Source organism: Peribacillus muralis (assembly GCF_001645685.2).
GTDB classification, from domain to species: Bacteria; Bacillota; Bacilli; order Bacillales; family DSM-1321; genus Peribacillus; species Peribacillus muralis_A.
Window position 1 is genome coordinate 2156677 of the sequence record NZ_CP017080.1, and the last position, 25471, is coordinate 2182147.

Below are 25471 nucleotides of genomic sequence, written 5' to 3' on the forward strand. Positions count from 1 at the left end.
AAGAATATTCCGAAATTTGAAACTCTAATTCCGAATTTCGGTATTTCACTACATGCTTTTAAGAAATAGATAAACTGGAACCATTTAAACTGAAGGAGGAGGAACAATGAATGTCGTTGATTTGAATTGTGATTTAGGAGAGAGTTTTGGCACCTATCGGATGGGAAATGACAAGGAGATTTTAGATTATGTCACATCTGTCAATGTGGCATGTGGATTTCACGCCGGCGATCCATCCGTCATGCGAGAAACGGTACAGCTTGCCTTAGAAAAAGGTGTCAGGATCGGAGCACATCCAGGTTTACCTGACTTGATGGGTTTTGGGAGACGCAATATGAATATTGCCCCACAGGAGGCTTATGATATTGTCGTTTATCAGATTGGCGCTTTAAATGGCTTCTTGCAGTCCGAGGGAGGAAGCATGCAGCATGTGAAACCGCATGGCGCGTTGTACAATATGGCGGCCCGAAACGAAGCGTTATCCTTGGCGATTGCCGAGGCGATATACAAAGTGAACCAAGAGCTCATTCTCTTTGGTCTGTCAGGCAGTGAATTAATTCGAGCTGGTGAAGCAGTCGGCTTGCGAACGGCCAGTGAAGTATTTGCCGATCGCACCTATCAAGAAGACGGTTCATTAACTTCCCGACTGGAGAAACATGCATTATTGGAAAATGATGAAGATGCTGCTGCACAGGCGATTCGGATGGTAAAGGAAGGGAAGGTCATGTCCCAACAAGGATCCGATGTCGCTTTGAGGGCAGATACGATTTGCATACATGGGGACGGTGCACATGCATTAACCTTTGCCCAGCATGTGAAAAATTCTTTGGAATTATCTGAAATAACAGTCAAGTCATTTACATAAACCTACATAGGAGGTCATTCCATTGGAGCCGAACAAACATACTGCAGTTCAGGAAGAGATTCCCGCTAAGCCGAAAACGAACCGCACTTTATTGCTGGGTGCTGCCTTCTTGATGGCAACATCTGCAATAGGGCCAGGATTTTTAATGCAAACGACCGTATATACTCAAAGTCTTGCGGCTAGTTTTGGTTTCGTCATTCTTATTTCGGTCATACTCGATATTTTTGCACAAACAAATGTATGGCGCATCATTGCTGTATCTGAAAAGCGGGGTCAAGAGATTGCCAACATGGTGCTTCCTGGACTTGGTTATGTCCTGGCGGCACTCATCGTCCTGGGAGGCCTCGCCTTCAATATAGGCAATATTGCAGGAGCAGGTCTTGGCCTCAATGCAATGACGGGGATATCGCCAACTGCGGGTGCCGCAATAAGTGCGGTCATTGCGGTCTTGATATTTGTCGTCAAGGAAGCAGGAAAGGCAATGGACCGTTTTACGCAAATTGCGGGCTTCTTCATGATCTGTTTGATGATATATGTAGCCTGGACAACCTCACCCCCCATAGGGGAAGCGGTAGTGAGGACGTTTACACCTATCCACTTCGATGTCATTGCCATCGTAACTTTAGTGGGAGGGTCGGTCGGCGGATACATAACATTTGCAGGTGGTCATCGGCTATTGGATGCAGGCGTGAAAGGGGTTGAAGCATTACCTCAAGTCACTAAGAGTTCGGTAGTGGGAATCTTGATCACCACCGTCATGCGCGTCGCGTTATTTTTGGCAGTACTTGGTGTCGTATCGAAAGGTTTGCAAATCGATCAGGATAACCCGGCAGCGTCCGTTTTTCAACTGGCTGCCGGAAACGTAGGATACCGCATATTCGGGGTTGTGATGTGGGCTGCAGCAATCACTTCCGTGGTTGGAGCTGCATATACCTCCGTTTCATTTATCAGAACATTCAGCGAAACGATCAATAAGAAGGCGAACTGGATAATCATTGGGTTTATCGTCGTCTCGACAGTTTGCTTTTTGTTAATTGGCCAGCCGGTTAAAGTACTGCTTATCGTCGGCGCCATTAATGGATTGATTTTGCCAATCGCGCTTGGGACATTATTGATTGCCGCGTATAAGCGAAACATTGTCGGCGATTATAAACACCCGTTATGGTTAACGATTTCCGGAGTCTTTGTTGTAATCGTCATGGCGTTGATGGGAGGATATACATTGATTAAACAATTGCCGGCACTATTTTAATTGAATGATTGTGACGGGCAGTCACTTCTGATCTGCCAGTCCAGAATAGGAGATGTATAGGTATGATAAATCTTTCTCAAGTGACACCTTCTGAGCTGCGTTCAATGATTCGAAAGGATGAATTGATTAAAGCGACCGCAGGAATGGCTAACGGGTATGCCCAAGCAAACTTAGCCATCTTAAAAAAGGAGCATGCTTTTGACTTCTTACTATTCTGCCAGCGTAACCCTATATCATGTCCATTGCTGGATGTAACGGAAATTGGTTCACCCATTCCCGCATTAGCCGCTCCCGATGGGGATATACGTACGGATATCCCTAAATACAGGGTATACAAATATGGTGAATTGGTGGATGAGGTAACCGAAATATCAAAATACTGGGAAGAGGATATGGTTGGTTTTCTGATTGGGTGCAGTTTTACATTCGAATACGCGCTATTAAAAAATGATATTCCGGTTCGCCATATTGAAGAGGGCTGCAATGTACCCATGTTTAAAACCAATATTCCTTGTATGGAGGCAGGGATTTTCCATGGGAAAATGGTGGCTAGCATGAGACCGATACCACAAAAGGATGTGGTGAGGGCCGCCCAAGTGACCTCGCGTTTTCCAGCAGTGCATGGGGGACCGATCCATATTGGTGACCCTGAAGCAATCGGGGTATCAAGCATTCAACATCCAGACTTTGGTGATCCCGTAACGGTGCATCCCGGGGAAGTGCCGGTCTTTTGGGCATGTGGCGTAACGCCTCAGTCCATCGCGATGGAAACCAAACCGGAAATCATGATAACTCATGCACCTGGACATATGTTTATCACAGACATCCGTGATGAAAAATTAGGTGTATTATAAATGTCAGAAAGAGATGAGCTTATGTGGAAAAACCCTTTAAATGAAACAGCTTGTCAAATGTCTCCCTTGGGCGATTCCGCCATCGTACTTACATTTGGGAATGGAATTGAATACAGCATTCATAAAAAGATAAAGTTGTTTATGGAGATGTTGGAAGAAGAACCCTTTGCCGGGTTTGTGGAATGTGTACCGGCTTTTACGAATTTGACGGTTTTTTATGAGCCGCTCGTAATCTATAACACTCATAAGCAAAGCGATGAAGCTATTTCTCCCTATCACGTGGTTCGGTCGATTTTGGAGGAGAAACTGCTGGATTTAATGGAAGATAAAAAGCTGTCCCATCGGACGGTTACCATTCCCGTTTGTTATGGTGGGGAATATGGCCCTGATTTGGAATATGTAGCTCGTTATCATGATTTGACCACTGATGAAGTCATTCATATCCATTCAACCGGTGAGTATTTGATTTACATGATAGGATTTGCTCCTGGGTTTCCATTTTTGGGAGGACTTTCGGAAGACATCGCCACACCAAGGCGATCTTCCCCGAGAATGACGATACCAGCAGGGGCGGTAGGAATTGCCGGTAAGCAAACGGGGGTATATCCGATATCAACACCAGGGGGATGGCAATTGATCGGACAGACGCCAGCGAAACTATTCTTACCGAATGTAAATCCACCAAGCTTATTACAGGCGGGAGACATGGTGAAATTCCAGCCAATCTCTGAACAAGAATATAAAGAGATGAAGGGGGGATAAAATGAGCCATCGTATAATAAAGCCGGGGTTAATGACTAGCATTCAAGATCTTGGCAGGAAAGGATTTCAACAGCATGGGGTGATCGTAGGCGGAGCGATGGACGGCTATTCACTGCGAATGGCGAATATGTTGGTAGGCAATGATGAAGGGGAAGCGGCCTTGGAAATTACCCTCATGGGCCCCACCATTAAAATGGAGAAAGATTGCCTGATATCGATAACGGGAGCGAATTTATCACCTGCAATCGATAACCAGGCCGCTCCGATGTGGAAGCCCATTCATGTAAAGGCAGGATCGATTCTGCGGTTTGAAGGGTGTATATCAGGCTGCCGAGCTTATTTATCCGTTGCCGGTGGATATGCCATACCAGAAGTGCTGGATAGTAAGAGCACCTATTTACGAGCAGGAATTGGCGGCTATATGGGTAGGGCTTTAAAGGCTGGAGATATACTGGCTTGTAATGAGCCTCCAAGTATGATGGATCGGTGGGAGGTAAAAGGTTCTTTCTCTTACCCAAAGTGGTTTGTCAATGAAAGGGAGTTCATGCCAGTTCGAAATCCTCTAATCCGATTCATTGATGGAAGCCAGTACGAGCATTTCACGAATTATAGTAAACTTCGGTTTGTAGAGGGTTCATTTAAAGTTTCCAATCAATCTGACCGGATGGGATATAGACTATCCGGCCCGGCACTTGAATGCCAAAGTCACGAGGAATTGCTTTCCGAAGCGGTCACTAATGGCTCGATCCAGGTTCCGCCGGATGGAAATCCGATCATTCTCCTGGCGGACAGGCAAACGACGGGCGGATATCCTAAAATGGCTCAGGTGATTTCTGCCGATTTACCGATAATCGCTCAAGTTAAACCTGGGGAGTCGATTCAATTCTCACGGGTGACCTTAAGGGAGGCAGAGTGCCTGTACCTTCATAAAGAACGACAAATGAAAGAATGGAAGGCTTCGATTTCATTGGCCTTGCATGACTGGCATATCTACTAGTTCTCTATCAGGAGGTCCCCATATCGGGCGCCTTCTTTTCCTGTTTCAGATATTTTTCGTTTTTTCCTTACATCTTTTTGCGAAGTTTTATAATAGAATGAGAGGAGATAGGGAGCAACATTGAGGAAGACCTTGAGAGGAGACAATACATGCAAGCACATAACAAAACCGTCGTGAAATCCATGCAGATACTTACGCTTTTCATAAATCATCCGAAACTTACCTTTAATGAAATGATGGAGCACTCCAACCTTCCCAAAACCTCTTTGCACCGAATGGTCGGTTCATTGGAAGAAATGGGGTTTTTAACGCGTGATGAACATGGCCATTATTCACTTGGTCTAATATTCTTGCAGTTTGGCCAACTGGTTGGTGAGCGTTTGGATATTAGGACAATTGCTTATCCCATCATGAAAGAACTGCGGGATGACGTTGAAGAGGCCGTGAATTTGATCGTGCGGGATAAGGGCGAGGCCATGTATATTGAAAAGGTGGACACTTTGCACCCCGTCCGGCTTTATACCTCCATTGGCAGGCGTTCACCACTTTATGCCGGCGACTCGCGGATCATACTCGCCTATTTGCCTGAGGAGGAACGTGAAGCGTATATCGACTGCACCGAGCTTAATCCGATAGCAATGGGAACGATAATCGATGAAAACACACTCCGACATGCTTTGGAAGAAGCAAGGTTAAACGGCTACACGATAACTTCGTCAGAATTGGAGAACTATACAAAATCTGTCAGTGCCCCAATCCTTAACGGAAAAAATCAAATTATCGCTGCCATTAGCGTCGCTGGGATTGAAGCGAGATTTCAGGAGAAGCGTTTGCCTGAATTGATAGATAAAGTAACGAAAGCTGCCAAAGAAATTTCCATGAAACTAGGTTCACAAACTTCTTAAGCCAGTTCTTGCTTTACTAGATCAAATCGATTTTTCTTACATAAATGGAAATACCCCTAGTGAAAAATTTTTCCCGGAACAGTTACTGCCTTGATTACTCGATATTGTATAGTGAAAACAAGAAAAAATAATGAGACAGTTATATAGGTTTCATGGTAAAAAGGCTCATAAGTACTCATGTGTATAAGAGGAACGAATGTTCTTTGTTCCCTAAAAGCATTGCAAAGAGTACCCATCTGTTTGTATAATCCCCTTTACCGTTTCATATGGGGAGGGGAATTTAGTTTTGCAATGTGGTCCATTATGTGAAAATAGATAGAAAAAGAGGCTGCCAAAGGGTAGCCTTTTGAATGTATTATTAATATACAAATTTATAATAAGGCTAATCATCCTCTACCTTCAATCCCTCAATTATCGCCCCTATTCTTGAAGATAGATTATATGACCATTACTGTCCTATATGGGATAGCTGTGTAAAAAAGAAAGTGAGTAGGCCATCTTTTTTGCAAAATTCAATGGAGGTTCAATAGATTGAATGTGAATATACATAATTGCAGGATCCGTAAATAGCCAATGATTATGCAGGGCACTCACAATCAAACCCTGTTGGACAACTGAATGTAGGAAACTGGGGATTTCTTCTTGTAAAACGGCGATTTCAGCCAAGTTTAATGCATTCCCACTTTGATCCAAGGATTCAAAGATGAATCCTGCCGGCACTACCGTACTGCTTTGGCGCCCTTGTACCATTACCTTAAAATCGCGGTGTAACGATACTGAACAACTCCCTTGATTTACTTCACTTTTTCCCTTAAGGAGTGTAGCAAATTGTTCACAAAGTGAATCAAAGTTATTCATCCTATTGGCCCTCCCTTTGAAATGATTCCTCCAATTCCTAGTTTCTTAATCATTATAACTATATGAAGATGTATTATATTAAAGAAAAAAGCATCACATCTTTTTTATAAATATTGTGGCTCAATTTATGCCACATTATTATAGAAAGATAATTAAAGATTACCTGAACGTTAGGTGAGCAAAACCCTTCTAAATCATATGATTAAAAAAGTTCTTTATTACTTATGAAATACCATAAAAAAGCAGGGCATAATGATTTATAGTGGCATTTTCCCTTTTTATTAGAAACACCCGATAAATATACATTATTGAGAAAGAAAGTATTCAATATTGTGCTGGTAATTGTGGATTCGATCATGCAAGCAGCAATAAACATGCGCATAATCAGGCAGGGCGATTTAATTTGTGTCAATTATTTGAAGATGATAAAGAAGTTATTAAAGAGCTGTTCGCAAGAGTTAGTCTTGAGCGATCGATACCTAAAGATCCATATTAGTCGTATTTGAATTGTGTAAGATTTAACGTCATGCAATAAGAAAATTCTTGAAGGGCACTGCTAAGGAAGAAGTTAAAGAAATAAATTGAATATGTCGATTTTGTGACCTGGAATCGACTAATCCTAAGGTTTATATATAGTGAGAAAATAGAGAAATTAATTAGAGGGAAAGCTGAAAATCAATGGGAACTTAAAGAAGGTTCGTTTTAAAAAGGCTTGAGAAAAATAAAGGGATTGAGCTTGTTTGTTGGTTGAACAAGAAACTGGAGGAGTCCTAAAGCCTTGAGGGATAACTAATCCATGGCTTATTCCATAAATGCTACTTCTTCTTACAAAACCTTATCAGCAATAAAATCAGTAACGGCAGGAGATTTGTAAAACCTGAATTCATGTATTTTCCCTTAGCTGTCCTAAAGGAAAAGAGGTTGCCGTTAATCGGAAAACCTCACATAGAATGAAGATTCTAAATATTCCAATATAATTTATTTTGATGTAATATATTTACAATTATGGATAAAATGGTATATTTACTTATGTTGGCAATTAAAAACTAATTTAGGAGGAGTTATTATGTTTAAGAAACTAGCAATTGGAGCATTAGCAAGTGGAGTGATGTTTTTTGGGACTGGGGGAGTATTAGCTGCTGAACAGCCATTAACTAATCATCAGACAGAAAATGTTTTAAATTCAATTATTCATCCTGAATTACAAGCTACGTCACAAGGAAATGTTACCGAAACTATAAATGGAATTTCCTCTTATGCATGGTATCCAATATGGGCGCCAGCAGGAAAAAACACATTTAAAGTAAAAATAACTGGGAACAGTACAAAAATCTCGGTTTATCCAACTAGAAATAGTAAAAGTGGTGCTATACAATCTTGGCCCGGAGGAAAGTATAACTCTATAACATTAGACGGTGGACAAACTGGACAGGTTTACTATTTACATGCTGGCCTATTAGAAGATATTCAAAATGTAACGTACCAATTAAATTGGTATTTTAAATAAACTTTTCAATTATACTAAGTCGGTATTCCCTTAAAGTGGGGAAACCGGCTTGTTTTTCGATATCCCTTTGTTACTTGTGCTAGCTGATTGATCCCTCCTCTGCCGATCTCTTATCTCTTACCTTTTTAAGTGTTACCTTTTTGCGTGATTGGCTTCCTTCGGTAAAGTTTTCATTGATATCCCAGTATATTGAAAAATTTGGATTCGTGGGTACGAAGAAGACTCAAAATGTCCCTCTGGAAACAGTGGGAATTTTCAAGGACGGGACTAAGTAAACTCAAAGCCCTAGGTGTTCATTCCGGAAAAGCATATGAATGGGGTAATAGCGGAGAGGGTTATTGGTGCATTGCTCATAGCTCTTTCCTATAAGAAACCCTTTAAGGGTTAGGAAATCTATATGAACGATATACAAAACTACGTCTGACTTAAACTGAAACGCCGTATACCGAACGGTACGGTTGGTGTATAAGGTCGGAGGCTAGGTGCCTCCATTGTGGAATGAATGGATCCCACCCTTTTATTGCTTGCTCTTGAAAAAGCTCTCAATCTCATTAACCAACTTACATACGGAAACAGGCAAATAACGATCCGTCAAGTAGGCCATATAAACCGTCCTTTCCAAAAACATCGAATTTATTTCAAGTATGGCAGTATTTCTAGTTGCAACGGATTTAATATAGCTTTCCGGTAAAATGGTAAAGCCCAAGCCTTCGTCCACCAGACTGCAAGCTGTTTCCAGCCTTTCAATCTCGTAACGGATGTTTGGTGTTACCAGCTCATTTTTGAAAGCCCCCAAAATATCATCTCTTGTTTGAAATCCAGATGTACTGATGATCATTTCCTTCTCCTTAAGGTCTTGTAAAGTGACGGAATCTTTTTCATTCAAGTCGTCATCTTTATGAACCAAAAGCATGAAATTTTCCTTATAGAGGGGAGTGGCTGTGATCTCGGCATGGTTTATCGGCTGATTGGTGATCGTGAAATGAACTTGATACTGGTTTAGCGAATCGATAACATGTTCTTCGCCCAAGATTTCCCGAACCTCTAAATGGATGGTAGGATGATCATGTTTAAACGTCCTGATGATTTTTGGAAACCAGTATTTGAATGATTCAATTAAACCGATAGATATTGTTCCGCTTCCAACCTGTTTCATTTCCTCAAGTTCCACTTGCATATTATTGAACCTTCTCAGCAAATCCTGCGATCTTGAATAAAAAAGGGCACCTGCCTCTGTAAGCTCAATTCCCCTCGTGTTACGTTCCAGAAGTCGTGAATCGATTTCTTTCTCCAGTTTCATGATCGCATTACTTAATGAAGGCTGAGATATATGTAATAATTTAGCCGCTTTGGAATAGCTCATCTCCTGGACAATGGTGTTGAAATAACGAAGTTGGCGAAGATCCATACTAGTCTCCTTTTATAGCTTTAAACTATGTATATATTGGTTATTGGTATTAGTAATTATATATCTTCTCCATTATACTGTAAAAAAAGATATTTCTGAATTTTTTAACGGAAGGAGAAACTATGTATAATGAACCGACCTTAAAGCATTGGAACGGCAGAGTGGATTCCGAAACGGACTTGGATAGCTTCAGATACCACCAAAGAGTGAACGTGACGCCGATTACTGAATTGACCATCCCTGCAAAGGAATCAAAAACTTTTGGAATGATGGGCTTCAAATGTGATGAAGGTGTCAAAAGGAACAAAGGGCGGATCGGTGCTGCAGAAGCCCCTGATTATATTAGGCAGTCCTTGGCCAAGCTTCCCTGCCATTTACCAGCGAAAACTAAGCTGGTGGACGTTGGCGATCTTGTATGTGAAGAAGGGGAAATGGAGGCCGCACAAGACCGATTGGGCGCAGCCGTTGCCCGGATTTTGGAGAGTGAAGTGATTCCCATCATTTTAGGGGGTGGACATGAAACCTTTTATGGTCATTATCTCGGGGCAAGGAAATTCCTTGGGCCGAAGGCTAAATTGGGAATGATCAATATCGATGCCCACTTTGATATGCGTCCCTATGAAAAAGAAAGTTCATCAGGCACGATGTTTAAACAAATCTTGGACAATGATCAAAATTGCGGATATTTATGCATGGGAATTCAGAGGCAAGGCAATACAAAGGCGCTATTCGAAACGGCTAAGAAAAACAAGGTCGACTACATATTGGAAGAGGAATTGTCTTTGGGCGAAATGGAAGATACCAAGCATCGGATCAACGAATTTATTAAGGAAAGAGACTACATCATCCTCACGTTATGCACGGACGTCATCGATTCAGCGTATGCACCTGGCGTAAGTGCACCATCGCCATTTGGGCTCGATCCTAAATTGGTCCGTTCGCTGCTAAGGCATGTCGCATCAAATGAAAAGATCCTTTCCTTTGATATCTCGGAAGTGAATCCAAGTTTGGATGAAAACAATAAAACCGTTACATTGGCGGCACATTTAATTAATGAGGTTTTGCTCCATTTTAAATCATGAGCAGCAAAAGGGAAAAGGATGCTTATATCACGGGTTGAAACGGATCCATCATCTCCTGCCCATTGCAAGCATGAGACTGTCGTGAAATTCACGGCAGTCTTTTTGTTTAAACAAGAGGACGCGAGTGTTACATGATGATACATCGATGTTAATGGTTTATAATATCTACCATTCAGGCTTATGAGGGGGAATTATATGAATGAATATCGTGTAACCGTCAAAAACGGCAGTACCATGGTTTTGTCAGAAATCATTGTAGCTGAAGACGAACGGGAAGTGCTGGGCACGCTTTTGCTTACAAGCGAATTATTTAATCAACCATTCACGGATATCAGGATTTTGGAGCGCTGAGTTGTTCCTGTCTGCTTCTTTTGTTAAACTGTAATAAATTTACAGGATGGCGGGAGATAGTATGTGCGGACGGTTCACTCTTTTTGCAAATTTGGAAGAAATAAAGGAACGCTTTGATATTCAAGGGTCATTCGATGAAGAATATCAAAATAGTTATAATATAGCCCCTTCCCATTCCGTGCTTTCCGTCATTAATGACGGAATCAGGAATCGCCTTGGATACCTTAGGTGGGGACTTATCCCTTTCTGGGCCAAAGATGAAAAAGTGGGTTATAAAATGATTAATGCCAGGGCGGAAACGATTGCAGACAAGGCGAGCTTCAAGAATGCGTACAAGAAGAAAAGGTGTTTGATAATCGCTGATTCCTTTTATGAGTGGAAGAAAACACCCGAGCGAAAAATACCGATGCGAATCAAACTGAAGGATGCCTCTCCATTCGGTATGGCTGGGCTGTTTGAATCGTGGAAATCTCCAGATGGCAAGATCATCCATTCGTGCTCGGTCATTACCACTGTCCCCAATGAGCTGATGGGCGGCATTCATGATCGCATGCCCGCCATTCTTAAACCTGAAGACGAAAAAGCTTGGCTGGACCTTTCCAACCATGATACGGCATATTTGCAGCAATTCTTAAAGCCCTTTGATTCGGAACGAATGGAAGCATTTGAGGTATCTACTGAAGTGAATTCACCTAAGAACAATTCGCCAAACCTCATCCAACCAACTTGCTGAAGGGCGTAGAGGCTTTTTTGCATCCGGACAAACTTCATTTGATCCATGTATGTTTTTAACATTCATGGATATTTTTACTGTTATCACTCGTTTATCAAGGGGCGGGTTTGGAGCCTTCCCGGTATCCTGATTGCCATTTTTAGAATGGAAGTGAAATACTTTCAACTATTCCTTGCGAAACTATACAAAATGCTGTACTCTTATATTTGCTTTTCGATGTGCTTATGGTGCCATTGATATTCATACAACCATATAAATCTTCTTATCAAGAGAGACGGAGGGACTGGCCCGAAGATGTCTCGGCAGCAGACTTTTCAAGAGTGCTGTGCCAAATCCAGCAGGTTCATTTAGCCTGAAAGATAAGGAGGGTGTTTTTTATAAATTAAAAGACCTCTTCTTGCAGTAATGGAAGAGGTCTTTGTTTTTAATTGGATTTGGATATACACGATCAAGCTGAATTACTTGGGCAAATCAATCTAAAAAGGAGTTCATCATGACTGCACACAATAAAGGAAATCCGTGGGCTTTGATCCCATTTGTCGTTTTTTTGATTTTATTTATAGGTTCAGGAATCATTACAAAAGATTTTTATTCATTTCCAGTGTTGGTGGCGATTTCCATTGCATCGGCTGTGGCATTGTCCATGAATCGTAAAGAGTCATTCGATCAAAAGGTCGAAATTTTTTGTAAAGGAGCCGGGGACTCCAATATTATGTTAATGGTTATCATTTTCCTTTTGGCCGGCGCTTTTTCAGAAGTGGCGAATGGCATGGGCGCGGTTGAATCAACGGTCAATTTTGCCTTAGCTGTCTTTCCACAAAATCTTTTGATGGTAGGGATATTCATAATTGCCTGTTTTATTTCTTTATCCATGGGAACGAGCATGGGAACGATTGTAGCTCTTGCTCCTATTGGGGTAGGGATTAGTGAGCAAACGGATATAGCACTTGCGCTTTCAATGGCTGCGGTTATCGGTGGTGCCATGTTCGGCGATAACTTATCGTTCATTTCCGATACGACGATTGCGGCAGTACGGACACAGGGAACGAAAATGAAGGACAAGTTTAAGGTTAACTTTTTCATCGTCCTGCCTGCGGCCATCATCACTTGCGGCATTCTAGGAATATTAACGATAGGTGAGCAAGCGGCCATTACGCAACATTCCTATAATTGGTTGAAAATCCTTCCATATCTGTGTGTATTGATCACGGCATTGGCAGGTGTCAATGTCTTTGTTGTCCTTTCTGTAGGGATTGTATTTGCAGGTATCATCGGATTGGCTGATGGAAGTTATAAATTGTTGGATGTGATCCAAAAAACGGGTGATGGAATGGCTGGCATGTATGAAATCTCTTTCCTTGCCATTTTAATTGCTGGTATGGTAGCGGTCATCCAACATAACGGAGGCATTGATTTTTTACTCCATGTCGTCACTCAAAAAAGCAAATCAAAAAAAGGTGCTGAATTCAGCATTGCCGGACTTGTTGGTTTGACAAACCTTTCTACCGCTAATAATACAATTTCGATCATCATTGCCGGCCCATTAGCGAAAAATATTGCGGAAAGGTATGGTATCGATCCTCGGAAATCAGCGAGCCTGCTAGACGTTTTTGCCTGTTGTGTCCAAGGGTTGATTCCATATGGCGCACAACTGCTCGCTGCAGCGGGGGTGGCAAGAATTTCGCCAATAAGCATTCTTCCATATTCATATTACCCGATACTAATTGGAATTTGTGGAGTTATTGCCATCTTGATAGGGTATCCGCGATTTAAGGCAAAGGATATCGAAGTAAAAGAACGGGCATCTTGATCATGGAAACGCCCTGAATCATAAGATTCAGGGCGTTTGATTATATTCAGATAGTTTTGCGTTCTGAAAAAATATTTTTATTTTCTGTTTATTGAAGACGTTTTTTGGCTTTTTAATACAAATTCTTGAATGAAAAAAATAGAATCGTAGGATATAATAGATTATTGTAAGGAAATTCATGTTTGAATTTCCTTTTTGTTTGTTTATTTCCCGGAGGAAACGGGAAATAAATTAGAGTGAAATATGTTTTCATAATAATTACACGTAGATTAAAGGGGTTATTGGTTAAAATGGATTTTATAGGTAATTTCATTGCGGAGACAAATAATTTATTATGGTCGTACATATTGATCATTTTACTGATTGGCATGGGCATTTATTTTTCGATTCGTACGAAGTTTGTCCAATTCAGAATGGCAAGGGAAATGTTCAGGCTTTTGGGTGAAGGTGCTACGGCGGAAAAAAAGGGTGTTACATCCTTTCAAGCTTTTTGCATCAGCACTGCTTCACGGGTAGGAACTGGAAATCTTGCAGGTGTAGCAATTGCCATTACGATGGGCGGCCCAGGGGCCGTTTTCTGGATGTGGCTAATCGCTCTGATTGGGTCTGCGTCTGCTTTCATAGAAAGTACACTTGCCCAAATCTATAAAGTCAAAGATGGGGACGCTTTCCGTGGAGGCCCTGCGTATTATATGGAAAAAGCTTTGAATGCACGTTGGATGGGCATCACATTCGCTGTATTAATTTCGCTTACATTTGGCCTTGCTTTCAACTCGGTACAAGCCAATACGATCACAAGCGCATTCAATGAATCATTTGGCATTGAAAGGTGGGTTACTGCAGTCATTCTCGCTATCGTTACCGCTTTCATCATTTTTGGTGGCATTCAAATGATTGCAAAAGTATCTGAAGTCATTGTCCCGATCATGGCCGGAGCATACGTAATCGTGGCATTGACAATAATCATCATGAATATATCCGAATTGCCCAGTGTTTTAGGGCTAATCTTTGAAAGTGCATTTGATGGTATAAAAGAAGTGGCTGGCGGAGCCTTGGGAGCTGCCATGATGCAGGGAATAAAGAGGGGTTTATTTTCCAATGAAGCCGGGATGGGCAGTGCACCTAATGCCGGTGCAACCGCAGATGTCAGTCATCCCGTCAAGCAAGGGTTGATTCAGTCTCTTGGCGTATTTGTAGATACGCTCGTCATTTGCAGTTCGACTGCCTTTATCATTTTGTTTTCAGGTCTCTATACCTCGAAAGAAGTGGATGGAATTGTTCTTACCCAAAATGCTCTTGGTACGGCACTGGGTTCATGGGCTGGTGTTTTCCTTGCCATCATTGTACTGTTATTTGCTTTTAGTTCCATTGTGGGAAACTATTATTATGGAGAATCCAACATTGGATTCATCAATGAAAATAAAGTTTGGTTGAACGTTTATCGGTTCGCAGTCGTAGCGATGGTACTATTCGGTTCTCTAGCATCACTGAAATTGGTGTGGGGTCTAGCTGACTTATTAATGGGGTTAATGGCAATTATCAATTTAGTTGCGATAGCTTTACTTGGAAAGATTGCATTTGCGGCCTTGGCAGATTATCAAAAACAAAAGAAGAGTGGACAAAATCCTGTCTTCCATATTAATAATATTAAAGGTTTGAAGAATGTGGAATGTTGGGGAGACCCAACAGATAATATAGACGCTAATAAGGAAAACTAGGCTTTTATTCAGCTTACAAGCATCGGTCCTGAAATGGATTTTGCTTGTAAGCCTTTTTCCATTTTCCCATTGAAGAGCATATAAAAAGTCAGGCTTTGATATATTTCCCTCATGCCTGTATAATGCTTTTTTTTTTGCATAAAATACCTTTGTCTTTATGTAAGACCGTCAAGCAATGATGGGACAAGTTGAATAATGGGAGTGAAAATAATGAATAACAAAAAATCAAATGAAAAATCTTCAAATATTGCCGGAAGAGTATATGATGTAAGTGATTACAAACGGGATGACACGTTATCATCCGGTCTTGCCACCACCCACGAACAAGTTTCGGACGCGTATAACGCCGGCGGGATGACATCTGCAGATCAAAATGAACATGACAGTGAGAAGGAGAAAGAAGGAACTGAGTAAAAGAACGGAAAATCGATCCCCTGCTTGTTGAAATTTCCCAACAAGCAGGGTTTTTGTTTTAATTTTAATCCCTTCATCATGGCGGCCGGTTCATTAGAGGCATGGACCGTCTTCAGCGAAGTGTGAGTCTTCGGATTCTGCCATTTTCCGACTCTTAATAAAAATGAAGCTATCCGGTTAGCCAGACTGCCAGATACGGAATCGTATAATGATGTGCCTAATGATTCCGATTTGCCGGACGTCCTTCATCATCGTCGAGCCGCTAATATCCCCACGCTTCGTTATGTTGGCAGGTGAATGAGTGATGCGTAACGAATTATGATATATACTGGAAATGGAATGGCTCCCCATATCATTTTTATGGAATAAAGCGCAACAGGCATTTATTGTTCATGCTTTGGAAAAGCCCATCCGCAAGTCCCGACTGAAGATGACTTGACATTAGCCAGAACATTCATGTGTTCATGACAGGTAAGAATGCAAAAACGAGCTTATGGATATGGTGAATTGGTATTATACAAACATTCGTCTGGGCAGTCACGTATTTTGGGGTAAAGGGGGATCGAAATGAAGGCACGATCGATCATGATACAGGGAACCGCATCTGATGTAGGGAAAAGCTTGATTTGTACGGCACTTTGCCGTATTTTTGCGAATAAAGGGTACCGTGTCGTTCCGTTCAAATCGCAAAACATGGCTTTGAATTCTTATGTAACCGTGGAAGGCGGTGAAATAGGACGGTCCCAAGGAGTGCAAGCCGAAGCGGCAAGGATCGTGGCAACCTCCGATATGAATCCCATTTTGCTGAAACCAAAGCAGGATATGGTTTCGGAGGTCATCGTCCACGGAAAACATTTTCTTGATATGAATGCCATGGACTATCGAAATCAGTTTGTTCAAGAGGCGATGCCGATCATTCGAAAGTCAGTCGAAAAACTGCAGCAGGAATACGACATCATCGTTCTTGAAGGAGCAGGAAGCCCTGCGGAAATTAACCTTAAAGACCGGGATATTGCCAATATGCGGATGGCTCAACTTGCGGATGCCGCCGTCATTTTAGTGGCTGATATCGATCGTGGCGGGGTATTTGCGTCCATCATCGGGACACTCGCCTTATTGGAAGATGATGAACGTAATCGTGTAAAAGGGATCATCATCAATAAATTTCGGGGCATTCGTGAATTATTGGACGACGGTATCGAATGGCTGCAACAGGAAACTGGAATTCCCGTACTCGGGGTGCTTCCGTATTTAGACGTGAGCATTGAAGCGGAGGATTCGCTGGCACTATCCTCCTTGCGTTTCAAAAAAACTGAAAAGGACGAATTCCCCATTGATGTAGCGTTCTTAAGATTCCCGCACATCTCAAATTTTACCGATGTGGATCCTTTTTTCGATGAACCGGGAGTGGGCGTCAGGCTTGTGGGGAATATCCATGAATTAGGAAGGCCCGACCTTCTTATTTTGCCGGGCACAAAAAATACGATCGAAGATTTAAAATGGATGAGAGATGCAGGATTCGATATGGCGATAAAAGAACTTCGAAAACATGGAACGATCATTGCCGGGATATGCGGCGGATTTCAAATGCTCGGTACAAATCTTTTCGATCCTGATGCTGTTGAAGGTTGCGGTGAAGACGCAGAAGGTCTTTCACTTCTGTCATTGGAAACCATTTTCCAAGCGGAAAAGAAAACGGTGCAAATGGAAGGTGTACTTGCTCCGGGGTTCTTAAAAGGGGAAATGAAGTTAAGCGGCTACGAGATTCATTTAGGCCAAACAGCTTTGGATTCACAAGAACAGTCCTTTCTTTTATTGAAGGATGGGAGAATGGACGGGGCCGTATCGGCGGACAATAAGGTTTTCGGCACATATCTTCATGGAATATTCCATAATCGCCATTTTACTAGAGAACTGGTTAACCAAATACGACGGAACAAGGGGTTGGATGAAGTGATGGAAAACATTCAAAGTGACTCGGAGCGTCGGGAGGAGGCTTATAATCTCTTGGCCTCCCACATGGAAGAAAACATAGATATGGATACCATCTTTCAATGGCTGGAACTTGAAGTTACGGATGTGTGAGACTTTTAATTAGCCTTTATAAGTGACAGAGGCATATAAGATATGTTATGTTGTCTTCTCTACATATTTTTTAAGAAAAAAAGGATGAGGTGTTCATATGAATAAAACAGAATTAGTAAGCAGTGTGGCAGCACAAGCTGAATTGACAAAAGACGATGCAAAAAAAGTGGTGGATGCATTATTTGAAACAATCACGTCTACACTTGCAAAAGAAGAAAAAATCCAATTAGTCGGTTTCGGTACTTTCGAAGTACGTGATCGTGCAGCCCGTACAGGAAGAAACCCGCAAACAGGTGAAGAAATCCAAATTGCAGCAAGCAAAGTACCCGCTTTTAAAGCAGGTAAAGAATTAAAAGAAGCTGTAAAATAATAGATGAACGCAGAAAAAACCTGGCGCCGTAAAGGCGTCAGTTTTTTTTTGAAGTGCTTCAATGAATGAATAAAACTTATAGTACATATTAATGAGGTTTATACTGTGACTATGTTAGGCTAATGTATAACAGGCTTTAAATCCATAAAAAAGAGGTGATAGATATGTTGAAGAAAATAATGAAAAAAATCAAACAATTATCCCAAGGAAGCAGTGAACGTAGACATGGCCAATACCGCAGGGGCAGCAGCAGCAGCCGGGGGTATAAGCGATCTCCCTTGAGCGGCAGTGACCGCTACAAGAGAAGAGGACGCGGCAGCAGCAGCTAATTCAATGCCTTGGAATCCAATGCAGCCTTCAGGTCAATGGAAATTTCTTCGATATCCGAATAAGGCTCTTGGATGCTTAATAGCCTTTTCAGGATATGCACCGTTTCTTTTTCTAACGAAAGCTCTTCTGTCCAAGGAAGAGCCTTTTTATTATTGGCTGAATACGTCGTATAAAGGACATATAAGAGTATTTCCCCCAAGTCATAAAAATCCTGTTGTTTCAAATCCAAAACAGGTTCATCCGTGATAGGTGCCGAAACGACCCATTTAGACAAACCAAAGTCTATCAAAATGGGATGATGGTTCTGAATCAATATATTTGGTATCCGTAAATCTTGATGGGAAATCCCATTGTCATGCAAATAAGCTACTAATCCCGCCAGCTCAGCAAGGAAATGCAGGGATTCCTTCTCAGTGAAGGTTACATGATTGTAGAAAATATGGTCTTCCAAATTATCTCCTTCAATGAAATCCATCACAAAATAAACGTTCCCGTCATCCGTAAATTTCTCGTGAAATTTTGGGATGCTTTTATGGTTCAATGCATGTAATATGTCGATTTCATGTTCGAACCGTTCAAGCTCTTTTTTGCTTCGCCGTTTACTTTTCCGCAGTTGTTTGATCACGATATTTTTATTCGCTTGCCAATCCTTGCAAAGATAAACAATACCGTAGCTTCCTTTTCCGATTACAGTAGTGATTTCGTAGCGGTTATGTAAAACGACTCCTTTTTTTAAGGGCTTATCCACAAAAAATTGATAGATTTTTCTAATGGTACGCAAAATTGAAACTTCCCTCACCGCTTTCGTATAATCTAAAATCTGAAAATACACAATTTCAAAATGAATCATCGCTAGTTTATCACTGATTTAAGAAAAACAGGTAATGAAAGAAATGATTGTTCCGAATTCACCTATAAAAGACCCGAAATTACGAGTCACCCAGAAACTCGCGGCTAAATTGGAGAGTAAACTTGGGAATTGCATGAAAAAATAAAGTAGAAACGCCAATTCATGAAAAAACCGTCCGAATTTTGTAATCATATGAAATTATTATACGATCGCTCCCAATTTAAAATAATCATTAATGTTTTTTTTGAAAATTTCATATTATGAAATTTTTGGATTTTTATGATTTTTAATTTTACTATAGTGAATTCATAATAATAGTCTAGGAGGTGATAAGATGGATGGGCACGAGACGAGAAATTGCACTTTTACCTTGTTTCGCTTCCTGGATGGAATGCAAATCAAAAAATGAGTATGATGCAGGTGACCATGAATTGTTAATTGGTAAGGCTAAGGGATTATATTCCCATTATATGAAAGTTTACTTTTAATTGAGGGAAGATGGGATCTGCTAAAAAAATGAGGGGGGGTCTTATGGGCATCAAAACTGGCGAAGAATATATTACCAGAATAAAATCCAGAAAGCCCGAAGCAACATCTCATGTCTAACATTTTTTTCTTTAATAGATGGCCTGTATGCAAGTGGACAGTCGCAACCGTATCTTGACATTTAGGCCATCTTTTTTAGAATAACCGGATTCACGATGATGCGTTTCAACTCGCTTGGCAGCACTTAAATCACTGATTGGTACAGAACAGGTTTTAGACCAACACGTCTGGTGACAAAGAAAACTTTTTCACTGTCCTTGGCACTGCACAATTAAAAACTCTCTCGTTCGAAAACTAAAAGACGAACGAAGTAAATACAAGAAATTATTGGGATAATTATGAATTATCGCATAGAATTATTTTTCAGGCGTGTTTAACTTATACTCTTATAATCCTTTTATATGACAACGTTTAGAGAACCTTCATAATCCACTTATCTTATTTTTCTACTAAAATCCAAATTTCTGATGCCCCAGGGATGCTCCCCATCGTCCACCACTTTGCTTCGTACACATGCCCTTTATACGTGACTTTATCACCTCCCAAATATGGCTTTTGCGGGTTCCATTCTACCGATGCTTCACTTAACAGTTTCCAAGCATCCGAGGAGTCAGGTTGGTTCCCTTGTGTCCAATACTTTGCCTCGTACTCATATCCATTGAAGAGAACGACCATCCCTGCTGTATAAACCTTGGCGGCATTCCATTTTTCTCCTGAAGCATTCGAGTCATCTTTTACCGTCGTAACTTCTAGGTGAGAACTTGGGAGAGAGAGGTTTTCTGCCTCATCGCGGGAAGACACTGTATATGAGTATCGGGTTCCTGGCTGTAATCCTTTGTCTTCATAATAAGTGTTTACCGTAGTGCCGATTTGTTTTCCGTCACGGTAGATCAAATATTCCTTCACGCCTACATTATCTTCGGAAGCAGTCCACATAAGGCTAACGGAACTCTCTGTTACCTTCATCGTGTGGAGGCCAGTTGGAGCGGAAGGAGATTCCGTATCTTTAGTTAACGGAAGGGTTGTAACAATTACTTCTTCGCTTGCAACACTTTCATTGCCTGAAAGGTCAATGGCCTTGATTGTATAATGATATTCCGTCTCTGGCATTACATCTGTATCGGTATAGAATGCCTGAGCTGTTGAACCGATTTTCTGCCCATTGCGGTAAATATCATACCCTTTGATTCCTGCATTATCGGTTGCTTCCTGCCACTTCAACATAACTTTTCGATCTGATACATGAGAAACTTCAATCGGTCCAGAAAGGGAAGGGGCCTCTGTATCTACCAAACCATCATTAATTAGATTGACATCAATGACATTATAGAACGCATTTGGAGTATCTGCTACGTCCCATACGCCAAGGATGACGTGGTATCCACTCCGGTCTGTCGGCACATTGATTTTATGAGTCAAATTATTGCTAGCCGGTGTACCATCATGAGTCTCTGTCCCAATCAATTCGAAATCAGAACGCTCTAAAGGACTATTTGGATCCCACCCTTTTTTAGTAATGTAATAATGCCATATGGAAGTAGCATGAGGTGCTGTATATTTCCATGTGAACGTATTCAATCCACCTCGCATGTCCTGCTTTTTCCAGGCATCGGCGGACTGACGGTCCATTACCTGATCAATCTGGCCTAGTCCACCCCCAGCTGACGCTATATGACCGTCAGCCGGTCCTGCTTCCGGAAAGCCTTTCGGACCTTCCACGGATTGAGGACTGTCGATAACACGCCCATACTTCTCTAGTGCAGATTGCCAGCCTATTTCCTGCTTCTCCAATGAACCGATATACCCTCTGCTTGCCGGTTTTTCTATGTACCCATGAGCAGAAGCAACTTCTGCTGACAACCAGGCTCCCAATCCAAAAACACCTGCAGTCAATAATCCTTTCAACACTGTACTTGTCCAATTCATCTAATCACCTCTTCATCCAATTTCCAAATTACTCGCTTCCTTTAACGATCTAAAAAAGACAAGCAATTCAATTAATAGAATAACAAAGATAATAATGAAATTGTGGCATTTCTAGTTATTTTTTACTTAAAATGAATTTTATGATAAATTTTCTGTAATGTAATAAGATCGTATACTTAAAACTGGTTAAAAGGAGATGGGGAAACATGGAATGGAAGGTCTAATTTCATGTGATACAAATTCATTTTTGTCCTTAAACCAAAGAAAAAGGGGCCACTAACCATGATAAATAGAACTACGTGTTCACATCAATCATAAAACCATCCCCGTTTGATGATTGAACTAGGATTGAAGTCACTGGTAAGGATGAAAAATGCCGTTCGTTCAAAAGGAACATCGGCAAGATTACGCGTAAAAGAAATTGTCTCGATAATGCGGTCATTCAGTTCAGGATTACTGTATCTTCAAGAATTTGACTAAGCAGAGATATATCCATTACTACAATCATCAACGGATCAAAGTAAAAGTATAAGACATGAGCCCGATAGATTGCCGGGTTCACTCTCTCAAGACTGCCTAAATAAAGTGTCTAACTTTTTTGGGTTCTCTTCTACTAATGAAGACACAATCGCTAAACCCACCCTAAAATTATTGAATGATGAAAAAAATCTTTTCGTGCCATATCAGCGCAAATTGACTGTTAACCCGCCAAACTGTGCAATCCAGCAAATCCAACTTAAGAAGGTATCGGCTTGAATTTTTTTCTAATCTGTTTGACAATTGTATTTATCATGTTAATATAAAGGCAAATGAGTTATATATACAATTTGTACCACTAGGGGTGCTTTATTGGTAAATCCCATTTTACCTGAGAAGCTGAGATTAAAGAATGACTTTAAGACCCTTGGAACCTGATCTGGTTTAAACCAGCGTAGGGAAGTGGGGTCTGGGACGATACGTTTTTTTGTATTATTTCAACTACAACCACTTTCTTACGTTAAAGAAAGTGGTTTTTTATTTGTCAAAAAAGAGGGCGGTGTTTCCTGTATCTTTCATTTGGAAAATAAAATATGGAGGTAATGAGGATGAAGTTTTCAGAGGTAATTCGGCAAGAGGTGGATCATATTTGGGAAGCTAGTTTTGAACACAAGTTCGTTACCGGAATAGGGGATGGCACATTGCCATTGGAGTGTTTTCGTTTTTATGTGATGCAGGATGCATACTATTTATCTCATTTTTCCAGAGTTCAAGCTTTAGGTGCAGTGAAGGCTGAAGATTTACATACAACGAGCAGGCTTGCTGGGCATGCTCAAGGAACGTATGAAGCGGAGTTGAGGCTTCACGAAAATTTTTCCGGGAAATTGGGTATCACGGAAGAAGAGAAGGTAAACTTCAAGCCAGCTCCGACGGCTTATGCGTATACGTCCCATATGTATCGTGTGGCTTATTCAGGACATTTAGGAGATGTAATTGCCGCTATCCTGCCATGTTATTGGCTTTATTATGAAATAGGTGAAAAGCTGCAAGGGTGCAATCCAGATGAGCCGATTTATCAAGAATGGATTGCGGCATACGGTGGAGAGTGGTTCCGTTCTTTAGTTGAAGAACAAATTGCAAGGCTTGATGAGATTGCTGAAAAAGTAACGGATGCAGATAAAGAACGGATGAAAGAGCATTTCATCCTTAGCAGCCAATATGAATATTCATTTTGGGAAATGGCTTATCGTATGGAAACATGGCCGGTACCTAAGAAAACACTAGAAGTGTAAAGGGAGATTGAAACGATGAAAAAAGGGTTGAAATTAACGGATATATTGGTCACGATCGTGATTGCCGTCGCTTTTGGTATTGTCTATATCCTTTGGGGTTCGATTTATTATTCCGTTAAACCATTTGGATTACATCTTGATCAACTGATTTATGGAATGTGGTTTATGGCAGGACCCGTTGCCTTTTTGGTTTTGCGAAAACCTGGTGTGGCACTGTTGGCAGAAATTGCGGCAGCGTCGGGTGAATTCTTTCTTGGCTCTCCGTGGGGGTTGACCGTCCTTTTATATGGGGTTGTGCAAGGGTTATTCGCGGAACTGGTATTCATGGCGTTCAAATATAAAAACTTCAATTTATCAGTGGCCGTTTTAGCGGCGATTGCTTCCTGCCTTGGATCGGTCGTCATGGATTTTGCCTACGGGGAAATCGGCTCGCTCTCCGTTTGGAATTTACTATTGTTTTTAATTGCTAGATTTATCGGGTCGGTTTTCTTTGCTGGAGTGTTTGCGTACTACCTTGTACGGGTGTTGGAAGCAACGGGAGTAACGAATCTTGTCCGTCCAGTATCAAGCAAGGATTATGCCGAACTGGACCAGAAGTAGAGGTGGATGAGGTTGGAACGAATCGCTCATGTCGAAAAGTTAAGATTGAAGTTTCCAGGCGAGGGGACCTTGCTATTCAAGGACCTATCCGTCTCGATTGATAAAGGTGAAAAGGTTTTATTGTTAGGGCCATCTGGAAGTGGAAAGTCGACGCTATTGCAAGTTTTAAGCGGGCTGATCCCACAATCCATCGAAGTTCCGATGAAGGCGGAACAATTGACATGCCCAGCTTCATGGGGATTCGTTTTTCAAGATCCCGATAGTCAGTTCTGCATGCCGTTTGCCGATGAGGAAATTGCCTTCGTCCTGGAAAACCTTTCAGTACCAAAGGAAGAAATGAAGGAGAAAATCCAATATTATATCAGTCAGGTAGGTTTGAAGCTTAGTAATATTCATACAAGTATCGATACCTTATCAGGCGGGATGAAGCAGCGGCTTGCGATAGCGTCTGTCTTGGCGCTGGAACCGGAAGTCATTTTCCTGGATGAACCGACTGCTATGCTTGATCCACGAGGAACAAAGGAAATGTGGGACATGCTGAAGGAAATTGGACAAGATAAGACGATTATTATCGTGGAACATAAAATTGATCATGTTTTGGAATTCATCGAACGAATCGTCCTTTTTAATGATGATGGCCAAATCATTGCAGATGGTGCGAAAGACGACGTTCTTTCTCGATATGAATACGAAATGAAAGAATATGGAATATGGTTCCCGGGAGTTTGGGATGAGTATATCCAACATCATAAACTCGCTCGTGAGTACCGAGTTAGTGATGACAGCCCCATTTTGCATGTGCAGGGTTTTGGCGGCTTTCGGAAAAAAGAAGCGAAAATCAAGGTTGAGGAGCTGAAGGTCTATCCGGGGGAATGGGTTGTCATCAACGGCGAAAATGGAGCGGGCAAGAGTACGTTATTACATGCATTGATGCAATTTATTCACACGACAGGAGAGTATGAAATAGCAGGAACACCAATCAAAAAGGTGAAAAACCTAACCGATTTCATGACCTTCGTGTTTCAAAATCCTGAATTCCAGTTCGTTGCACATTCTGTATACGAAGAAATCGCCTACAGTTTGCGAATCAACAAAAAACATCCGCAAGAAATAGATGAAGTAGTCCGTGAACTCCTTGAAGTATTTCATTTGGAAACACATCACGCTAAAAATCCGTTTCAATTATCAATGGGTCAAAAACGTCGCTTGAGTGTGGCTGCCTCAATCGTGACCGACAAACAAATCATTCTTTTGGATGAGCCTACCTTTGGCCAAGATTCGAAAAATACCTTTGCGTTACTGGAATGGTTCGAGGAATATCGCCGCCATGGGGGGACGGTTATCATGGTGACCCATGACGATCATATTTCCGATCACTTCGCAACGAGGATCTGGACGGTGGAAGATGGTCGCGTAATTAGTGATGAAAAAGTCATCCAGCAGCACCGATTACCGGAGCCTGAAGCATATATATTTTAG

The 25471-nt window shown here is 41.4% G+C and carries 23 protein-coding genes and 2 riboswitches; of the genes, 19 read left to right on the forward strand and 4 right to left on the reverse strand.

The features are described from left to right. Positions 1-106: 106 nt before the first annotated feature. The 6 genes from ABE28_RS10555 to ABE28_RS10580 all read left to right on the forward strand — a co-directional run bounded on the left by ABE28_RS10555 (position 107) and on the right by ABE28_RS10580 (position 5635). Positions 107-865, forward strand: coding sequence for a LamB/YcsF family protein (locus ABE28_RS10555; protein WP_064465244.1), 759 nt, complete (start codon positions 107-109; stop codon positions 863-865). Between the two features lie 112 nt (positions 866-977). After that, positions 978-2117 carry an NRAMP family divalent metal transporter gene (locus ABE28_RS10560; protein ID WP_156775933.1) on the forward strand — a complete coding sequence of 380 codons (1140 nt, stop codon included), beginning with the start codon at positions 978-980 and terminating at the stop codon, positions 2115-2117. A gap of 62 nt (positions 2118-2179) precedes the next feature. Next, the gene (locus tag ABE28_RS10565) at positions 2180-2971 is read left to right on the forward strand and encodes a putative hydro-lyase (RefSeq protein ID WP_064465242.1); all 792 of its coding nucleotides are present in this window, start codon (positions 2180-2182) and stop codon (positions 2969-2971) included. Positions 2972-2992: 21 nt separating this feature from the next. Continuing rightward, positions 2993-3733 carry a 5-oxoprolinase subunit PxpB gene (gene pxpB / locus ABE28_RS10570; protein WP_064465342.1) on the forward strand — a complete coding sequence of 247 codons (741 nt, stop codon included), beginning with the start codon at positions 2993-2995 and terminating at the stop codon, positions 3731-3733. A 1-nt stretch (position 3734) separates the two neighbouring features. Then, on the forward strand, positions 3735-4730 hold the full coding sequence (locus ABE28_RS10575; RefSeq protein WP_064465241.1) for a 5-oxoprolinase subunit C family protein: 996 nt from the start codon (positions 3735-3737) through the stop codon (positions 4728-4730). A gap of 149 nt (positions 4731-4879) precedes the next feature. Continuing rightward, a complete protein-coding gene (locus ABE28_RS10580) occupies positions 4880-5635 on the forward strand; it encodes an IclR family transcriptional regulator (RefSeq protein WP_064465240.1) in 756 nt (251 codons plus the stop codon). Between the two features lie 456 nt (positions 5636-6091). Here the strand turns inward: ABE28_RS10580 and ABE28_RS10585 are convergent, their stop codons facing one another. Continuing rightward, a complete protein-coding gene (locus tag ABE28_RS10585) occupies positions 6092-6493 on the reverse strand; it encodes a DUF1259 domain-containing protein (RefSeq protein ID WP_064465239.1) in 402 nt (133 codons plus the stop codon). 1066 nt (positions 6494-7559) lie between these two features. Here ABE28_RS10585 and ABE28_RS10590 point away from each other — a divergent pair. Continuing rightward, positions 7560-8000, forward strand: a complete 441-nt coding sequence (locus ABE28_RS10590) for a hypothetical protein (RefSeq protein WP_064465238.1) — start codon at positions 7560-7562, stop codon at positions 7998-8000. Between the two features lie 517 nt (positions 8001-8517). Here ABE28_RS10590 and ABE28_RS10595 read toward each other — a convergent pair. Then, on the reverse strand, positions 8518-9408 hold the full coding sequence (locus tag ABE28_RS10595; RefSeq protein ID WP_064465237.1) for a LysR family transcriptional regulator: 891 nt from the start codon (positions 9406-9408) through the stop codon (positions 8518-8520). A gap of 122 nt (positions 9409-9530) precedes the next feature. On the opposite strand from ABE28_RS10595, the gene hutG reads away from it, so the two are divergent. The 9 genes from hutG (at position 9531) to ABE28_RS25010 (ending at position 18300) form a co-directional block, all read left to right on the forward strand. Further along, positions 9531-10490 carry a formimidoylglutamase gene (gene hutG, locus ABE28_RS10600; protein WP_064465236.1) on the forward strand — a complete coding sequence of 320 codons (960 nt, stop codon included), beginning with the start codon at positions 9531-9533 and terminating at the stop codon, positions 10488-10490. A gap of 195 nt (positions 10491-10685) precedes the next feature. Continuing rightward, positions 10686-10841 (forward strand): hypothetical protein, encoded by a 156-nt coding sequence (locus tag ABE28_RS25005; protein WP_156775741.1) that lies wholly within the window; start codon positions 10686-10688, stop codon positions 10839-10841. 61 nt (positions 10842-10902) lie between these two features. After that, complete coding sequence (locus tag ABE28_RS10605; RefSeq protein ID WP_064465235.1) at positions 10903-11574, forward strand: SOS response-associated peptidase; 672 nt, start codon at positions 10903-10905, stop codon at positions 11572-11574. 259 nt (positions 11575-11833) lie between these two features. Further along, positions 11834-11940: riboswitch (SAM riboswitch) on the forward strand. 127 nt (positions 11941-12067) lie between these two features. After that, on the forward strand, positions 12068-13384 hold the full coding sequence (locus ABE28_RS10610; protein WP_064465234.1) for a Na+/H+ antiporter NhaC family protein: 1317 nt from the start codon (positions 12068-12070) through the stop codon (positions 13382-13384). Between the two features lie 290 nt (positions 13385-13674). Further along, on the forward strand, positions 13675-15102 hold the full coding sequence (locus tag ABE28_RS10615) for an alanine/glycine:cation symporter family protein (protein WP_064465233.1): 1428 nt from the start codon (positions 13675-13677) through the stop codon (positions 15100-15102). A 210-nt stretch (positions 15103-15312) separates the two neighbouring features. Further along, on the forward strand, positions 15313-15516 hold the full coding sequence (locus ABE28_RS10620; protein ID WP_064465232.1) for a YozQ family protein: 204 nt from the start codon (positions 15313-15315) through the stop codon (positions 15514-15516). Positions 15517-16083: 567 nt separating this feature from the next. Beyond that, on the forward strand, positions 16084-17601 hold the full coding sequence (locus ABE28_RS10625; RefSeq protein WP_064465231.1) for a cobyric acid synthase: 1518 nt from the start codon (positions 16084-16086) through the stop codon (positions 17599-17601). A 97-nt stretch (positions 17602-17698) separates the two neighbouring features. Continuing rightward, on the forward strand, positions 17699-17971 hold the full coding sequence (locus ABE28_RS10630; protein WP_061141559.1) for an HU family DNA-binding protein: 273 nt from the start codon (positions 17699-17701) through the stop codon (positions 17969-17971). Between the two features lie 164 nt (positions 17972-18135). Next, positions 18136-18300, forward strand: a complete 165-nt coding sequence (locus ABE28_RS25010) for a hypothetical protein (protein WP_156775742.1) — start codon at positions 18136-18138, stop codon at positions 18298-18300. On the opposite strand, the gene ABE28_RS10635 is transcribed toward ABE28_RS25010, so the two are convergent. Both ABE28_RS10635 and ABE28_RS10640 read right to left on the reverse strand, forming a co-directional pair. After that, entirely contained in the window at positions 18297-19082 is a 786-nt protein-coding gene (locus ABE28_RS10635; protein WP_257390764.1) for a serine/threonine protein kinase, read from the reverse strand. The genes ABE28_RS25010 and ABE28_RS10635 overlap by 4 nt on opposite strands. Positions 19083-20135: 1053 nt before the next feature. After that, a complete protein-coding gene (locus ABE28_RS10640; RefSeq protein ID WP_064465230.1) occupies positions 20136-21623 on the reverse strand; it encodes a lytic polysaccharide monooxygenase in 1488 nt (495 codons plus the stop codon). Positions 21624-22450: 827 nt separating this feature from the next. Then, positions 22451-22578, forward strand: a riboswitch (TPP riboswitch). A gap of 130 nt (positions 22579-22708) precedes the next feature. Here ABE28_RS10640 and tenA point away from each other — a divergent pair. Genes tenA through ABE28_RS10655 form a run of 3 tightly spaced genes read left to right on the forward strand, consistent with a single transcriptional unit; the run spans position 22709 to position 25471 of the window. Next, on the forward strand, positions 22709-23392 hold the full coding sequence (gene tenA / locus ABE28_RS10645) for a thiaminase II (RefSeq protein ID WP_064465229.1): 684 nt from the start codon (positions 22709-22711) through the stop codon (positions 23390-23392). Positions 23393-23407: 15 nt separating this feature from the next. After that, positions 23408-23992 (forward strand): ECF transporter S component, encoded by a 585-nt coding sequence (locus ABE28_RS10650; RefSeq protein WP_064465228.1) that lies wholly within the window; start codon positions 23408-23410, stop codon positions 23990-23992. Between the two features lie 12 nt (positions 23993-24004). After that, positions 24005-25471 (forward strand): ABC transporter ATP-binding protein, encoded by a 1467-nt coding sequence (locus ABE28_RS10655; RefSeq protein ID WP_064465227.1) that lies wholly within the window; start codon positions 24005-24007, stop codon positions 25469-25471.

What these genes read in the sequence shown, in the direction of transcription:
- ABE28_RS10555 (WP_064465244.1), top strand. Translation starts at nt 107, where the DNA reads ATGAATGTCGTTGATTTGAATTGTGATTTAGGAGAGAGTTTTGGCACC.
- ABE28_RS10560 (WP_156775933.1), top strand. Translation starts at nt 978, where the DNA reads ATGGCAACATCTGCAATAGGGCCAGGATTTTTAATGCAAACGACCGTA.
- ABE28_RS10565 (WP_064465242.1), top strand. Translation starts at nt 2,180, where the DNA reads ATGATAAATCTTTCTCAAGTGACACCTTCTGAGCTGCGTTCAATGATT.
- pxpB (WP_064465342.1), top strand. Translation starts at nt 2,993, where the DNA reads ATGTGGAAAAACCCTTTAAATGAAACAGCTTGTCAAATGTCTCCCTTG.
- ABE28_RS10575 (WP_064465241.1), top strand. Translation starts at nt 3,735, where the DNA reads ATGAGCCATCGTATAATAAAGCCGGGGTTAATGACTAGCATTCAAGAT.
- ABE28_RS10580 (WP_064465240.1), top strand. Translation starts at nt 4,880, where the DNA reads ATGCAAGCACATAACAAAACCGTCGTGAAATCCATGCAGATACTTACG.
- ABE28_RS10585 (WP_064465239.1), bottom strand. Translation starts at nt 6,493, where the DNA reads ATGAATAACTTTGATTCACTTTGTGAACAATTTGCTACACTCCTTAAG.
- ABE28_RS10590 (WP_064465238.1), top strand. Translation starts at nt 7,560, where the DNA reads ATGTTTAAGAAACTAGCAATTGGAGCATTAGCAAGTGGAGTGATGTTT.
- ABE28_RS10595 (WP_064465237.1), bottom strand. Translation starts at nt 9,408, where the DNA reads ATGGATCTTCGCCAACTTCGTTATTTCAACACCATTGTCCAGGAGATG.
- hutG (WP_064465236.1), top strand. Translation starts at nt 9,531, where the DNA reads ATGTATAATGAACCGACCTTAAAGCATTGGAACGGCAGAGTGGATTCC.
- ABE28_RS25005 (WP_156775741.1), top strand. Translation starts at nt 10,686, where the DNA reads ATGAATGAATATCGTGTAACCGTCAAAAACGGCAGTACCATGGTTTTG.
- ABE28_RS10605 (WP_064465235.1), top strand. Translation starts at nt 10,903, where the DNA reads ATGTGCGGACGGTTCACTCTTTTTGCAAATTTGGAAGAAATAAAGGAA.
- ABE28_RS10610 (WP_064465234.1), top strand. Translation starts at nt 12,068, where the DNA reads ATGACTGCACACAATAAAGGAAATCCGTGGGCTTTGATCCCATTTGTC.
- ABE28_RS10615 (WP_064465233.1), top strand. Translation starts at nt 13,675, where the DNA reads ATGGATTTTATAGGTAATTTCATTGCGGAGACAAATAATTTATTATGG.
- ABE28_RS10620 (WP_064465232.1), top strand. Translation starts at nt 15,313, where the DNA reads ATGAATAACAAAAAATCAAATGAAAAATCTTCAAATATTGCCGGAAGA.
- ABE28_RS10625 (WP_064465231.1), top strand. Translation starts at nt 16,084, where the DNA reads ATGAAGGCACGATCGATCATGATACAGGGAACCGCATCTGATGTAGGG.
- ABE28_RS10630 (WP_061141559.1), top strand. Translation starts at nt 17,699, where the DNA reads ATGAATAAAACAGAATTAGTAAGCAGTGTGGCAGCACAAGCTGAATTG.
- ABE28_RS25010 (WP_156775742.1), top strand. Translation starts at nt 18,136, where the DNA reads ATGTTGAAGAAAATAATGAAAAAAATCAAACAATTATCCCAAGGAAGC.
- ABE28_RS10640 (WP_064465230.1), bottom strand. Translation starts at nt 21,623, where the DNA reads ATGAATTGGACAAGTACAGTGTTGAAAGGATTATTGACTGCAGGTGTT.
- tenA (WP_064465229.1), top strand. Translation starts at nt 22,709, where the DNA reads ATGAAGTTTTCAGAGGTAATTCGGCAAGAGGTGGATCATATTTGGGAA.
- ABE28_RS10650 (WP_064465228.1), top strand. Translation starts at nt 23,408, where the DNA reads ATGAAAAAAGGGTTGAAATTAACGGATATATTGGTCACGATCGTGATT.